This is a genomic window from Streptomyces sp. NPDC048643, from assembly GCF_040650615.1.
Taxonomy (GTDB): domain Bacteria; phylum Actinomycetota; class Actinomycetes; order Streptomycetales; family Streptomycetaceae; genus Streptomyces.
Map to the genome: position 1 here is coordinate 21,630 of NZ_JBEZHO010000006.1, position 13,180 is coordinate 34,809.

The 13,180-nt window shown below is 72.5% G+C and carries 15 protein-coding genes; 7 read left to right on the top strand and 8 right to left on the bottom strand.

What is annotated here, in order from left to right:
- Nucleotides 1-22 precede the first annotated feature (22 nt).
- The gene (locus AB0C62_RS08045) at nt 23-499 is read right to left on the bottom strand and encodes a GNAT family N-acetyltransferase (protein ID WP_362970714.1); all 477 of its coding nucleotides are present in this window, start codon (nt 497-499) and stop codon (nt 23-25) included.
- 91 nt (nt 500-590) lie between these two features.
- Nucleotides 591-1,829 (bottom strand): ATP-grasp domain-containing protein, encoded by a 1,239-nt coding sequence (locus AB0C62_RS08050; RefSeq protein WP_362970716.1) that lies wholly within the window; start codon nt 1,827-1,829, stop codon nt 591-593.
- Between the two features lie 272 nt (nt 1,830-2,101).
- Here AB0C62_RS08050 and AB0C62_RS08055 point away from each other — a divergent pair, with 272 nt between their 5' ends.
- The 5 genes from AB0C62_RS08055 to AB0C62_RS08075 all read left to right on the top strand — a co-directional run bounded on the left by AB0C62_RS08055 (nt 2,102) and on the right by AB0C62_RS08075 (nt 6,450).
- A complete protein-coding gene (locus tag AB0C62_RS08055) occupies nt 2,102-3,010 on the top strand; it encodes a metallophosphoesterase (RefSeq protein ID WP_362970718.1) in 909 nt (302 codons plus the stop codon).
- Nucleotides 2,958-3,668: a 4'-phosphopantetheinyl transferase superfamily protein gene (locus AB0C62_RS08060; RefSeq protein WP_362970720.1), complete on the top strand. Its 711-nt coding sequence runs from the start codon at nt 2,958-2,960 to the stop codon at nt 3,666-3,668. Before AB0C62_RS08055 ends, AB0C62_RS08060 begins: the two co-directional genes overlap by 53 nt.
- A gap of 160 nt (nt 3,669-3,828) precedes the next feature.
- The gene (locus AB0C62_RS08065; RefSeq protein WP_362971102.1) at nt 3,829-4,581 is read left to right on the top strand and encodes a GNAT family N-acetyltransferase; all 753 of its coding nucleotides are present in this window, start codon (nt 3,829-3,831) and stop codon (nt 4,579-4,581) included.
- A gap of 142 nt (nt 4,582-4,723) precedes the next feature.
- The gene (locus AB0C62_RS08070) at nt 4,724-5,311 is read left to right on the top strand and encodes a YciI family protein (RefSeq protein ID WP_362970722.1); all 588 of its coding nucleotides are present in this window, start codon (nt 4,724-4,726) and stop codon (nt 5,309-5,311) included.
- A gap of 164 nt (nt 5,312-5,475) precedes the next feature.
- Nucleotides 5,476-6,450: a hypothetical protein gene (locus AB0C62_RS08075; protein WP_362970724.1), complete on the top strand. Its 975-nt coding sequence runs from the start codon at nt 5,476-5,478 to the stop codon at nt 6,448-6,450.
- Between the two features lie 34 nt (nt 6,451-6,484).
- On the opposite strand, the gene AB0C62_RS08080 is transcribed toward AB0C62_RS08075, so the two are convergent.
- Nucleotides 6,485-6,721: a hypothetical protein gene (locus AB0C62_RS08080; protein WP_362970726.1), complete on the bottom strand. Its 237-nt coding sequence runs from the start codon at nt 6,719-6,721 to the stop codon at nt 6,485-6,487.
- Nucleotides 6,722-6,983: 262 nt separating this feature from the next.
- On the opposite strand from AB0C62_RS08080, the gene AB0C62_RS08085 reads away from it, so the two are divergent.
- Complete coding sequence (locus AB0C62_RS08085) at nt 6,984-8,027, top strand: alpha/beta hydrolase (RefSeq protein ID WP_362970728.1); 1,044 nt, start codon at nt 6,984-6,986, stop codon at nt 8,025-8,027.
- A 12-nt stretch (nt 8,028-8,039) separates the two neighbouring features.
- Here AB0C62_RS08085 and AB0C62_RS08090 read toward each other — a convergent pair whose 3' ends face one another.
- From AB0C62_RS08090 to AB0C62_RS08100, 3 genes are read right to left on the bottom strand one after another with little or no spacing between them, the layout of a single operon-like run.
- Nucleotides 8,040-9,314: an MAB_1171c family putative transporter gene (locus AB0C62_RS08090; protein ID WP_362970730.1), complete on the bottom strand. Its 1,275-nt coding sequence runs from the start codon at nt 9,312-9,314 to the stop codon at nt 8,040-8,042.
- Nucleotides 9,315-9,327: 13 nt separating this feature from the next.
- The gene (locus tag AB0C62_RS08095; RefSeq protein ID WP_362971104.1) at nt 9,328-9,858 is read right to left on the bottom strand and encodes a toxin-antitoxin system, toxin component; all 531 of its coding nucleotides are present in this window, start codon (nt 9,856-9,858) and stop codon (nt 9,328-9,330) included.
- Nucleotides 9,859-9,890: 32 nt separating this feature from the next.
- Nucleotides 9,891-10,547 (bottom strand): helix-turn-helix transcriptional regulator, encoded by a 657-nt coding sequence (locus AB0C62_RS08100; protein WP_081220336.1) that lies wholly within the window; start codon nt 10,545-10,547, stop codon nt 9,891-9,893.
- A gap of 269 nt (nt 10,548-10,816) precedes the next feature.
- Here AB0C62_RS08100 and AB0C62_RS08105 point away from each other — a divergent pair, with 269 nt between their 5' ends.
- On the top strand, nt 10,817-11,476 hold the full coding sequence (locus AB0C62_RS08105; RefSeq protein WP_362970732.1) for a hypothetical protein: 660 nt from the start codon (nt 10,817-10,819) through the stop codon (nt 11,474-11,476).
- Between the two features lie 40 nt (nt 11,477-11,516).
- Here AB0C62_RS08105 and AB0C62_RS08110 read toward each other — a convergent pair whose 3' ends face one another.
- Entirely contained in the window at nt 11,517-12,296 is a 780-nt protein-coding gene (locus AB0C62_RS08110; RefSeq protein WP_362970734.1) for a cache domain-containing protein, read from the bottom strand.
- Nucleotides 12,253-13,077, bottom strand: coding sequence for a GntR family transcriptional regulator (locus AB0C62_RS08115; protein ID WP_362970736.1), 825 nt, complete (start codon nt 13,075-13,077; stop codon nt 12,253-12,255). Before AB0C62_RS08115 ends, AB0C62_RS08110 begins: the two co-directional genes overlap by 44 nt.
- Between the last annotated feature and the right edge of the window lie 103 nt (nt 13,078-13,180).

The window sequence follows — 13,180 nt, forward strand, 5'->3', positions numbered from 1 at the left end:
GGCCCCGGACGCGGGAGCCGGTTCACCGCCGCGGGCCCTCCGGTGTCCAGCGGAGCGTCAGGTCGGGCAGGTTCTCCATGTTACCGGCCCCGTCGCCGGCCTCGACGACGACGAAACCGTGCCGCTCGTAGAACGCGCGGGCGCCGGTGTTCTGCTGGAAGACGTGGAGGGACACCCCGTCGGGACGGTGCCGCCGCACCTCGTCGAGCAGGAGCGTGCCGACGCCCCGCCGGCGGACGTCCGGGCGCAGATAGAGGTGTTCGAGCAGGTCGCCGTCCAGGGCCGCGTAGCCGACGACCTCCGCATCGCACACCGCGACCCACAGGAGGCACTCCTTGAGCAGGACGTCCCGGACCCAACGGGTGACCTGCTCGTGGTTCCGTCTCTGCGGGGGCAGATACGGCATCGTCGCCGACCGCGAGGCCATGTGGACGCGCGCGATCACGGCCGCGTCGGCCTCCTGCGCGCATCGGATCCGCGTCCCGACGTCACCGCTCATGCCGGGAACCTACAGGTCCGCCGACGCCCGATCCGGCGCTCGGCCCGGCCCGGCGCTCGGCCCGGCCCGGTACGCGTTCACCGGCACCGCACTAGGCCGGCGCGGTGGCGGCGCTGCCCGCCGGGGCGGCGGCCGCCGAGGCCGAGGCGTTCGCCGGGCCGACCGGTGAGGACGCCGTGGATCCCGTCGCGTTCGCGGGGACCGTCCCGTGCGGGCCGGACGGGGAGTCCATGGGCTGGGCCGGCACCGCCGGGAGCATGGGCACCGCCGCGTCCGCGTCCGCCGCCGTCCGCTGCTGCGGCAGCGACACCGGACGCACCGGACGCGGACCCGACACCACCGTGTAGTCCTGCGCGAGGAACGGCGGAACGATCTCGCCCGTCTCCTCGCCCAACGCCAACTGCACAGCCGCCCAGGGGGCGTTCACCCCGCACTGCGCGAGCTGGTGCAGCCCGCCCGCCGGACGGGTGTTCACGTCCATCAGGACCGGCTGGTCGCCGTACATCCGGAACTGGATGTTCGACAGGTGCTTCAGTCCGAACGCCTCCGCGAGCAGCCGCGCCGGCTCGATCCAGGAGGGGTGCAGTGTGAAGCCGCGACGGCGCCCGTTCTTGGTCCGCCCGATCGCCATGCGCACCCGCCCGTCGGGCCCGGTCAGGCAGTCCACCGACACCTCGGGCTGCCCCAGGTGCGGCATGACCAGCCAGTCGACGGGCTCCTCGGCCGCGCGCAGCGCCTCCACGACCAGGTCGAGCGGGACGTACGCGCTGGGGAAACCGTTCAGATGCGTGAGGGAGAACGGCGTGCGGGTGATGACGCGGAAGCCCACCCCGCCCGCTCCGGCAGCCGGCTTGAAGCAGGCCCGCTGACCCGCCGCCTCCAGCGACTCGACCGCGGCGACCAGCTCCTCCTCCGTGCGCACCCGCCACCACGGAGGCACCGGCACCCCCACGGACTCGACCGCCTGATACGCGGTGGCCTTGTCGTGGAAGACCGCGACCGCCTCCGCGGGCGGTGCCAGCAGCGCCGTGCCCACGGCGGCGAACTCCGCGCGCTGCGCCACGATCGCCGCCTGGTGCAGGACCGGCACGAACACGTCGATCGAGCGGCGGGCGCAGAGGTCGAGCGCGTACTCGACGTAGGCGCGCGGCGACAGACCGTCCGGCTCCAGCTCGGCGGTGTCCGCCGCGGCCAGCACGGGGGAGTCGGCGTCGCCGTGGGTGGCATGGACCTCGACCGCACGATGCTGCGGATTACTCCGCAGCTGATCGATGAAGAACACGTTCTCCGCGTACGTGCGGTTGAGCCAGACGCGTACGGGAGAGCCCATGCAAGCCACCTTTACGGTTTCCGGGCACGGCGGAGCAGGCCGGGCCCGGCCAGGGGTAGGGGAGGTACACCCAGCCGTCATGGGCCAAGGCCGGTTCGAGACGGTGGTGTTGGGGCGATCATAGGGGGCGCGGAACCCCTCCGCTGCTACAGGGATGTTACGGATTCACCGATCTTCCGTCGGGCCTCCCCGCCTGGCGCCTCCTTGTCCCCCGGCGGCCGCGTGTGTTCTTGTGTTGCCGTCCTATGTCCACGGTTCTTCGGGGGTGCCGCGTGCGGCCGATCGACGGCGGCGACGGGAACCTGCTCGCCATCAGTGACCTGCACATCGGCTATCCCGAGAACCGCGCCATAGTCGAACGGATGCACCCCGAGACGGACCGGGACTGGCTCCTGGTGGCCGGAGACATCGGCGAGATCGTCGACGACATCCGCTGGACCCTGGAGACACTCGCCGGCCGCTTCCGCAAGGTCGTCTGGGTCCCCGGCAACCACGAACTGTGGACCCACCCGAAGGACTCCGTCCAGCTTCGGGGCGTCGACCGCTACGACCACCTGGTCGCCCTGTGCCGGGAGCTCGGCGTCGCGACCCCCGAGGACCCCTACCCCGTCTGGGAGGGCCCCGGCGGCCCGGCCGTCGTCGCCCCGCTCTTCCTGCTCTACGACTACTCGTTCCTGCCCGCGGGCTGCGCCGACAAGGACCAGGGCCTGGCCTACGCCCACGAGACCGGGGTCGTCTGCACCGACGAGTACCTGCTCCACCCCGACCCCTACCCGAGCCGTGAGGCCTGGTGCCGGGCCCGGGTCGCCGAGACCGAACGCCGGCTCGCCGAAGTCCCCGACGACCTGCCGGTCGTCCCGGTCAACCACTATCCGCTGGACCGCCATCCGACGGACATCCTGCGCTACCCCGAGTTCGCCATGTGGTGCGGGACCACCGCGACCGCCGACTGGCACCGCCGGTTCCGCGTCGAGACCATGGTCTACGGACATCTGCACATCCCTCGGACCACCTGGCACGAGGGTGTGCGCTTCGAAGAGGTCTCGGTGGGTTACCCGCGAGAATGGCGCAAGCGTCCGGGACAGCCGGGCACGCTGCGCCGCATTCTGCCGATGGAGGTCAAAGCCGGTGATGGAGGAGCTGCTCCCGGAGTCGGTGGTGGCCGTGGAGAGCCACGGTGACGACGGGACCGAGGCCGCGCCGCTGTACCCCGAGGAACAGGCGCTCCTGACCCGGGCGGTGGCGAAACGGCGACGCGAGTTCGCGACCGTGCGTTTCTGCGCCCGGCGTGCCATGGAGAAACTGGGCGTTCCCCCGGCCCCCGTGCTGCCCGGCGAGCGCGGCGCGCCGCGGTGGCCGGCCGGTCTGGTCGGCAGCATGACCCACTGCGACGGCTACAGCGCAGCAGCCCTCGCCCGCGCCACTGACCTGGCCTCGCTCGGCATCGACGCCGAACCCCACAAGGGCCTGCCGGCCGGTGTCCTCGAAGCCGTCGCCCTGCCCGCCGAGTCGGCCCGCCTCGCCCTCCTACGGGACCGAATCCCCGCCGTGCACTGGGACCGCCTCCTCTTCAGCGCCAAGGAGTCGGTCTACAAGGCGTGGTTCCCCCTCACCGGCGAGTGGCTGGACTTCTCCGAGGCGGACATCGACATCTCCGTCACGCCGAGCGCGCCCGGGGCCGCGCCGTCCGGTGCCCCCACGGGCCGCTTCCGAGCCCAACTCCTCGTCCCCGGACCGGTGGTGGACGGTCGCCCGGTCGCGTCCTTCGACGGCCGCTGGACGGTGAGGGGCGGGCTGATGGGTACAGCGGTGACGGTCCCGCGTGCTCCCGCCGGCTGAAAAGCGGCACCTGGAGGGGGAGTTGAGCCGGGATGGGCTGCCCGGGCCGGCCGCGGCGGAGGGCGGGGCGGGGGACCGGGCAGGGCACGGAACAGGCCTCCGTACGCTCGACACCGTGACCGACGACATCGAGGTGCTGCTGGCCGCGTACGACGCGCAGATGCGAGGCGTTCCGCCCGCCCTGCCCGCAGGCGTGCGATGGGAGGCCGACCACCCGGTGCACCGGGTGGTCGGGCACTCCTGCGGCTTCGTCATCGGCCCCCGCGACCTGGGGCCGGGCGGCGCGGACCTGGACCGGCTGATCGCCCGGCAGCGCGACCACTTCGCCGCACGTGGTGAGGCCGTCGAGTGGAAGATCCGCGGCCACGACAGGCCGGCCGACCTCGGCGACCGCCTCCGCGCGGCGGGCTTCGTTCCGGGTCCCACCCAGACGGTGCTGATCGGCCGCGCGGCGGACCTGGCGGCGGAGTCTCCGCTCCCCGGGGGAGTCGTCCTGCGACGCGTCGCGGCGGAGCCCGACATCCGCCGGATCGCGGAGATGGAGGCGGCCGTGTGGGACACGGACTGGCGCCCGCTCCACGCCTTCCTCAGCGGGCAGATCGAGGCGGCGCCGGACGACATGGCCGTCCTCGTCGCCGAGGCCGACGGAGAGGTCGTCTCCGCCGCGTGGCTCGTCCTGACCCCCGGCGGCACCTTCGCCGGCCTCCGCGGCGGCACGACGGTCCCGCCCTGGCGCGGCCGCGGAATCTACCGCGCCCTCACAGCGGCCCGAGCCCGCCTGGCCGTGGCCCGGGGCGCCGAACACCTGCACGTCGACGCGTCCCACGCCAGCGCACCGACCCTGCGACGCCTGGGCCTCCACCCCGCGACGACGGCAACGCCGTATATGTGGACACCTCCGGAGGGGGGTTGAAGGAAACCGGGGTGAGCAGGCGTGCGTCGTCCCTCCTCGTCCACTTCGCTCCCCGGTACGTCTCGCCGTCCGCCGGCATCGAGTCGTGTCCGGGTTTCTCCGGTCCTGAGTGGTCGGCCGGCCGGTGGTACAGAGTGTGGGTATGGAGTTCTTCTGCTATCACCGCGATCGGGCCGACTCCCTGGCCCTGCGTGAGGAGTTGTTGGAGGACCACTGGTCCTACATGGACGGGTACGCGAAGGAGATGATCGCCCGGGGGCCGACCCTCACCGGAGCGGACGACGACGACGTTCCCACCGGCAGCGTGCACATCGTCGACCTGCCGGACGTCCGTGCCGCCCGCGCGTTCGCGTTCGACGAGCCCGGCTATCAGGCGGGCGTGTACCGGGACGTGATGCTGCGCCGGTGGCGGAACCTGCTGGGGCGCACCATGTGGGACTTCCCCGGCGGCCGGACCGGCGGCGCGCGCTACCTGGTCCTCGGCCTCGGTGAGGGGCGGGAGGTCGACGCCTCCGGCCTCCCCGATCCGGTTCCTTCCAGCGGGCGGGACGAGTTGATCGCGTACGGGCCCCTGTTGTCCGACGACGGGTGCACCTGGCTGGGCACGGCCGCGTTGGTGCGCGCGTCGGATCCGGACGCTGCTCGTGCCGTCCTCACCGCTGCCCCCCTGGCGGCCGACCGCTACGCCGAGGTCGAGGTCCAGCCGTGGCAGTTCGGCGGTCGGTCGTGAGCCGAGGCCGGGAGGGGAGCGCGGACGTCGGGCCATGAGGCCGGGCGGGAGGCGGCTCCCGAGGCTCCGCCCAGCCGTGGGCGCCCCCCACCCGACGCCTCTCACCGGCCACCGTGTCGCCAACCCCCCTCCGTCCACCGATCCCGTGCGAAAGAGGCAGCCCCGTGGACGCCCTCTCCGTGACCCTGATCTCCGCGGTGACCTCGGGTGCCATCTCCCTGACGCTCGCGTGGCTGTCCAGCCGGCAGCAGCGGCGTGACGGCGAGCGCGTCCAGCGCGAGAGCCGGACCATGGCGTACCTCAACCCCCTCCGCCGGCACACCGCCGAGGTGCACCACCGGCTCTCCCTCTACGCCACCTCCGTGGAGCGCGAAGGCTGCTACCCGCCCGCGCAGGTCCTCACCGACCCGCGGCGGATGGAGGGCAAGGGCGCCGACTGGTTCACCGGGAAGGGGGTCGTCCTCGGGTCCAGCGTGTGGATGACCGCCTGCCTGTTCGCACAGATGAACCGAACCCGTCACGACCTGCCCTTCCTTCGGCTGGCCGGGAACGACGACACGCGGTTGCCCGGCCTGCTGCAGAAGGTGCACGCCGCCTTCGCCGCCTGCGAGATCTACTACGCGACCCAGTCCAGCCTCGGCACGGACGCCCTCCTCGAACCCGAAGGACGGCTGCGCAGCTACCGGGAGTTCTGCGACCTCCTGGCGGAGCCCGAGCGGAGGGTGTGGGCCGATCCCGTCATCTGGTTCCTGATCGCCGTCGCGCACGGTGAGCGGCGCCCCGCGCTCCAACGGGCCCTGGACGCACTCTCCGAGCTGTCCGCGTTCCTCGACGACAGCCTCGCCGGGGGAGCGTCGCTCCGGGCACGTCACGACGCCGAGATCCACCGGCCTCCCGGCCGTTCTCCCGGCGCAGGCGCAGGTCCGGCGGCGGGGACGGGCGCAGGCGCAGGCCCGGACGCGGGCGCGAGCGCGGGCCGTGGTCAGGCTCCCCACCTGCCGGCGGGCCCCATCCCGGCTCCCGGCCCCACCCCCAGCCTCGATCCCGGCCCTCTCCCCGGCCCCGACGCAGGTCCTGGCCCAACCTCCGCTCCGGGGACCGGCCCCCACACCCCGAGCCGGCCCCTGCCCCCGGACTAGCTCACGCCGGGCCCGACCCCGCCCCCGGACCAGCTCACGCCCAGCCCGGCTCCGGGCACCACGCCTGGAGCAGTCGGAAGAACTCCTCCTCGTTGCCCGCGAGTCCGGCCGCCGCCAGGGCTCGCTCCGCCTCGGCGAGGACGGCCGGCGGCACCATGGGTGGTCGGCCCCCGTCGGGCGGCCCGTCGAACGCTGCTCGAACCGTCTGGAGGAGACGGAGATAGGCCTGCACGGCGGCGCGTTCGTGTTCGGTCAGTACGGCGGTCGGCATCGGACGGCTCTCCCGGTCGGCTTGTCGTGACACTGCTCCTGGACCCAGCTTGCCGTCCACCACTGACAATCCGGTTTCGGTCCGTGCAGGTTCGCCCGCTTAGCGGAGGCGAAACCTCACGGAAATCCCTTGTGGGACAGGGGCCCTACGCTGGAGAGAAGAGCTGGGGGCCGCCCACCGGACGGCCCCGGAGCCGTCCTCCCGGCGGCTCGTGAACTGCGGCGACCGCTCCGGCGGCCGCCCGGAACGGGGAGGCCAGCCCGTGGACGACTCACCGCCCCCGCACCCCCGGCGCACTCCGCGGCTGCGTTCCGTGAACGACGTGGAACTGCGCCTGCGTCACCGCGTCGTGCACGGCTACCGGCGCGCGTACCGGATGGCCGGCAAGGGCCCGGCGCTCGTGCTGATCCACGGCATCGGCGACTCCTCCGCCACCTGGGCCGACCTGATCCCCGACCTCGCCCGCAGCCACACCGTGATCGCACCCGACCTGCTCGGCCACGGCGATTCAGACAAGCCGCGCGCCGACTACTCGGTGGCCGCCTACGCCAACGGCGTACGCGATCTGCTGACGACCCTCGACATCGAGTCCGCCACGCTGGTCGGGCACTCGCTCGGCGGGGGAGTGGCGATGCAGTTCGCGTACCAGTTCCCCGAACGCACCGAGCGGTTGATCCTCGTGAGCGCCGGCGGCGTCGGCGGCGAGGTCAACCCCGTCCTGCGCGCCGTCTCCCTGCCCGGCGCGCATCTCGCGCTCTCCTCCCTGCGACTGCCGGGCATGCGCCTGCAAGTGGGCCTCTTCCTGAGGTTGATGCGGCTGCTCGACACCGATCTGGGCCAGGACGCACCGGAGTTGCTGAACCTGGTGGACGCGCTGCCCGACACGACGTCCCGCAGCGCGTTCATCCGGACGCTGCGGGCCGTCGTCGACTGGCGCGGCCAGGCGGTCACCATGCTCGACCGCTGCTACCTCACCGAGGGCATGCCCACCATGCTCCTGTGGGGCGACCGGGACAGCGTGGTACCGGTGCGCCACGCCTACGGTGCCCACGAGGCCATGCCGGGCAGCCGGCTGGAGATCTTCGAGGGCGCCGGCCACTTCCCCTTCCACAGTGATCCGGCCCGCTTCCTCGCTCTGGTCGAGGAGTTCACGACCAGTACGCGTCCGGCCGACTGGAGCCGCGAGCACTGGCGCGAGCTGCTGCGCGCCGGACGCCCGGGTACGACGGCGGGACAGCCGGACACCGCCAGGAACCGTGCGATGGAGAGGGATCTGCGCGAGGCGAGCGAACGCAGCGCCACCTGAGCCGGGTTCCGGTCAGGTGCCGCGGCCCTGGTCGGCCGAGGCGGTCCCGGCCGTCCCGGCGGACTCGGTCGTCGGGTCGACGGTCGGGGAGCCGGCGTGCGCGGCCCGTCCACGTGCCGCCGCCACGACCGCCGACTCGCGCAGCGCGATCGACATGCGGACGAGATCACGCGGGCCGTCGCTGTGCACGGACGAGATGTCCGCGGCACCCGGGGCGGTGGGCGCGTCCGCCGAGCTGATGACCCTGCCGTCGGGGTCGGCCGCCCTCGCGCGCACCGCGGCCGTCACCATCGCGGCGTCGGCCTCGGCCTGCGCGTCGCCGGGGGAGGAGCCGGCGGCGACGGCGGCGTCGTAGGCCCGGGAGCGCAGCGCGGAGTCGAAGTAGGGATAGAGGCTGAGCATGCCGTCGTGGATGTCGGACTCGCGCTGTGTGACCTGGAGTTCGGCGGGCGACCACCAGGACATGCGCACCGCGCGGTCCTCGGGGGCGGCGACCGGCCGCAGTTCGCGCCACAGCGGTCCGAGTCGGCGGTAGGTCGACCAGGTGTTCCAGCTGTCCCCGATGCGCTGGCAGGCCAGTGGCACACAGAAGCCGACCGCGGTGAGCTGGGCGCCGGCCGAGGCCAGTACGGGCGCCACGTTGGTGCTCAGGCCGTCCAGGTCGCCGCCGTTCCAGCGGGCCACCACGGCGGCGAACTTGGCGGCCGAGTAAGGGATGTTGAACAGCGAGCCGAGCGCGATGATCACCAGCCCGGCGCGCAGCCGGCCACGGACCTGCGCCGCCCAGCGCCAGCACATGACGTTCATCGCGATCCCCGCGACGGACAGCGACGCGAGGTAGAGCACGATCATCTCGCGGATGAAGGGGGTGTTGGCGTAGTAGGTGTCGAGGTCGCGCAGTCGTTCGACGGGCGCCTCCCCGAGGACGAACAGTGCGATCAGGGCCACGCCGACCACCGTGTAGCCGAGGATCCAGCGACGGGCGAGACGACGGGTCACCTCGGGCGGACCGCCGCGCCAGTTGATGATCAGCACCAGACAGGAGGCGCTGAACGCGCTCAACAGGCAGTAGACCAGGGGTCCTGAGACGTTCGGTATCCCGGTGGCGTCGTTGACGGCGGCAATGGTCGGCGGGGCCGCGAAGAGGAAGACCAGGCCGGCGAGGGCCAGCAGGACACCCACGGAACGCAGCAGGGGATCGCGCCAGCCGCGCAGCAGCGCGGGCCCCTTGAACGTGAGGGCGGCGCCCATGGCGACGGCAGGGATGTAGTAGCTGGATCCGTCCATGGTCGCGGGACCTTCAGCCCCGCGGCCCGCGATAGCCCAGGGACGCCTCGATGCGGCCTGCCAGACCGTCACGCTGCACCGGGCCACGCAGTGACGAACCGGCCAGCCAGGTGCGGCACTTGCTGGCGAGCAGCAGGCCGAAGCTCTCGGCCTCCTTCTCGTCGGCGAGGTCGAAGCGGGTGCGGGCGGCCACCTTGAGGACGGTCGCCCGGAGGTCGGCGCCCTCGTTCAGTAAGCGTGCCGCGACGGCGGCTCCCTCGACATGGTGACTGCAGTGCCCGGCCTTCATGTGCCACAGTTCGTGGCCCAGGATGACCAACTGGTGGTCCGGCGCCGTGCGTTCCTCGATGACGACGAGGTCCTGTTCGGCCATGTCGAGCCACAGACCGCTGGCGGTGCCGGGCGGGAAGGGGGCCGTACGGAACTGGACGGGACGACCGCGGCGTCTGCTCATCGCGCCGCACAGCGCCGCGTACAGGTCGGCCGGTGCCGCCGGTGCCGGCAGCGACAGCTCCGCGACCAACTCGCCGCACAGGCGGCGCATGTCCCTTCCGATGCCCACAGATCTCCCCCGGCTCACGACTCTGGCCGTTTGACGCTCTCCAGGAGCATGTCCAGCCACTCGGCGACCTTGTCCCGGTGCTGGTCGGTGGGCAACTGCGCGGCCCGCCAGGCGATTCCGCGGACCCCGTGGTCGAGGAGCAGTCGGTCCAGCGGGTCGTCGGCGACGGTGGCCGCCGCCCGTTCGCGGTCGGCGAGTCGTTGCAGGAGTTCCTGCTCGGAGCGCTGGAGCGCGCCCACGAGTGCTTCGGAGTCCTCCGCGGTCAGGAATCCGGCGTGCACGCGGAAGAAACGCTGGATGGCGTCGCAGTGCTCCATGGTGGGGCGCCGGTCGCCGTTGATGAGGGCGCCCGCCTGCTGACGCGACATGCCGGCGCCGTCCGCGATCTCCTGCTGGGTGTAGCGGCGCCCGTTGGGCTTGAGCCGGGTGCGGCGCAGCAGGTCGAGCCGTTGCAGGAAGCGGGCCTGCAGGTCGGGTTCACCGGCGGGGCGGCCGCCGAGCAGGGTCTTGACCACGGGCTCGGGGACACCGGATTCGGCCGACAGCCGCCGGACGTCGAAGACCTCGGCGTGCTGCACGCCGAGCCGGTCGGCGAGTGTGGTGACCCGGGCCACGACGGCCTGCAGCAGAACCGTCGCCGTGGCGCCCGGAACCTCGAAGCCATCCGTCACCGACAGATCTCCTACGTCTCTCTCAGGTCGCTCTCACGAAGGTCGGGCACCATCCGGACGCGAGGGCCGGGACGTGTCCCGGCGCGAAGACCGGGGACCATCCGGAGCGTAGCCCCTTGCTCGAACTCACATCCAGGTCTCGCCACAACTGTGGCGAGATTCAGCCGTCAACAAGCGCCAAATGCCACGATAGTTGACACGCCTGTGCCCTGGGCAGCAGGATCGGTCCGCCGCGTGAAGGCCGCAGAGGCAAGAGGGGTGACCTCCCGATGGCGTACCAGGCAGGAAGGCAGCGGTCCCAGCCGCGACCTGTCCCCGAGAGTCTCGAAGCACAGGCGTACCTCCAGGACTTCGCGAGCCTGCTCGAGGCCGTCCCGTTCCCCTCCGTGGTGTTCGACCACCGCTGGGACGTCGTGCTGTCCAACGCCGGGTTCGAGACACTTTTCAGCGGTGTCGGAGCGCATCCGACCGCCATGCCGGGAGACAACTTCCTGCGCTTCGTCCTGTTCCACCCCGACGCGGCCACGGTCCTCGGCGAGCACGAGTCGCGCTGGTGTCTGCCCATGCTCGCGCACTTCGCGGCGGCCGTCGAGCGGCACGGACAGGACCGCGGACTGCTGTCGATCCGCCGGGACATCGCCCAGGACCCGATCATGGACGCGGCCTATCGACACGGTCTGCCGCACTGGATCCGCGCGGTCGGCCCGGGCGCGGTCCAGCACGACGGCGCGGTGCGCCCGGTCGTCCACCCGGACCCGCGCTGGGGCAGCACCGACTGCCGCATCGTCGACGACACCCCCAAAACCCTTCAGGACATGGGCTATACGCGGATGACGCTCGTCCTGCGCGAGGCGGTCCGACCGGCGTCGGGCGGCCCCGGCAAGGCGCGCACCACCCGCAACGGCGCCGCGGAACTGCGCGCGGTCTGAGTCCTCGGGCCCGATCCCCGGGTGAGATCCCGCCGCCGCCTCAGCCGGCCGGCGTCACCAGGACGAGCGGCACTCCGTCGCACGGCACGAGCCGCATCTCCTCGAAGCGCGCGCTCCGCGCCGCCGTCAGCACGGACCCGAAGTCCGGTCCCTTGGTGAGTGATCCGGCCAGATGGTCCGGGTCGGCGGAGGCGGCCACCCGGCCCCGCGCGTTGACCAGATGGGCGGCCCCGGGCAGCCGCTGCAGGAGCGGTACGACCGCGCCCTCGAAGTGCCGCAGATACACGTCGGCCGCCGCCACCCCCACGAACCGGCCCTCCACGTGGACGGGGGCGGACAGCGTCAGGCTGTACTCGTCGGAGCAGAGGTAGTCGACATAGGGCCCGGCGACCGCGCGCCGCCCGGTGTCCCGCGGGAGCGCGAACCAGTCCCAGTGCGTGTAGTCGGAGTACGCGGAGTGCGCCGGGTCGAGGTCGAGCAGCAGCGGCCGTACGTTCCCGTCGGCGCCCTGCTGCCACCACTCCAGCCACGCCGGCACGTCACCGAGCAGGCCCGGCGCCGCCACGAAGCCGACGCCCGACACCAACTCCTGCCGCACGAGCCGCAGATGGAGCCCGGGACGCAGCGCGGCGAGGTCCACGGTGGCGGGGCGGCGGCCCTGTGCGGTCACCCGGGTGAGCAGCGCGGTCGTCTCGTCCCGGGTCTCGGCGACCGCGGCGAAGACGGTCTCCAGCGTCGAGCGGACCTGGGCGGCGACGGCCGCCTCGGGACCGCCGTCAAGCGTTGCGGTCGCGCCGACCGGGCCGGGGCTCCTGCTCATGGGTGCCCTCCAGCGGACGGGAACCGGACGCGGTGCGGGGCATCGCCAGACGCAGGCCGATGAGCCGCGCCGTCGAGTCCTGTACGCACCGCTCGGCCAGCGCTCTGGCCGAATCGTGGGCCCCATCTTGCACCGCCGAGATTACGGAGCGGTGACGGTCTGCGACTTCTTCACGATATTCGTCGTCCCCGAGCACCAGGCACATCAGCGCCCCCACCTCGGTCTGCAGCGCGACCTGTTCACGGGTCAGCCGGGCGGACTGTGCCGCCGCCGCGAGTTCGACGTGGAAGCGGCCGTAGACGCGGCTGCGGGCGGCGGCGTCCTCGGCCGACGCCAGCTCGTCCAGGGTGCGCCGCAGCGCCCGCAGGTCGTCCGGTTCGGTGCGCTGTGCCGCGAGGCGGGCGGCGGCACCGGAGACGGCCGCCCAGTGGTCCCCGAGGTCGCGCAGCTCCTCGGTGCTCCAGCCGGCCAGCCTGACCCTCAGCCGGTCCTCGCCGGGCACCTCGGGCAGCGAGACGAAGCTGCCGCCGCCGCGTCCGCGCCGTGTGGTCACCAGTCCCTGCTGCCGGAGGGCCATGAGCGCCTCGCGCAGGGTGACCGTGGACACGCCGAGCTGCCCGGCCAGGTCCATCTCGCCGGGCAGCTGCTCGCCGTCGGCGAGCAGCCCGAGCTCGATGGCGTCGCCGATGCGGTGCACCACCGTCTCGACGCGGGCGCGGTTGTCCACGGGAGTGAAGACGGCTCTGCGGACGCCGTCGTCCCTGTGTTGCTTCACGGTCACCACCTTGTGCGTTGACTCAACCTTTACTCTAAAGGGGTCTTGAGATTTGAACTATGACTTCATATCTTTCCGGTCAGTGTTGCAACGCGCCACCGCACCAGAA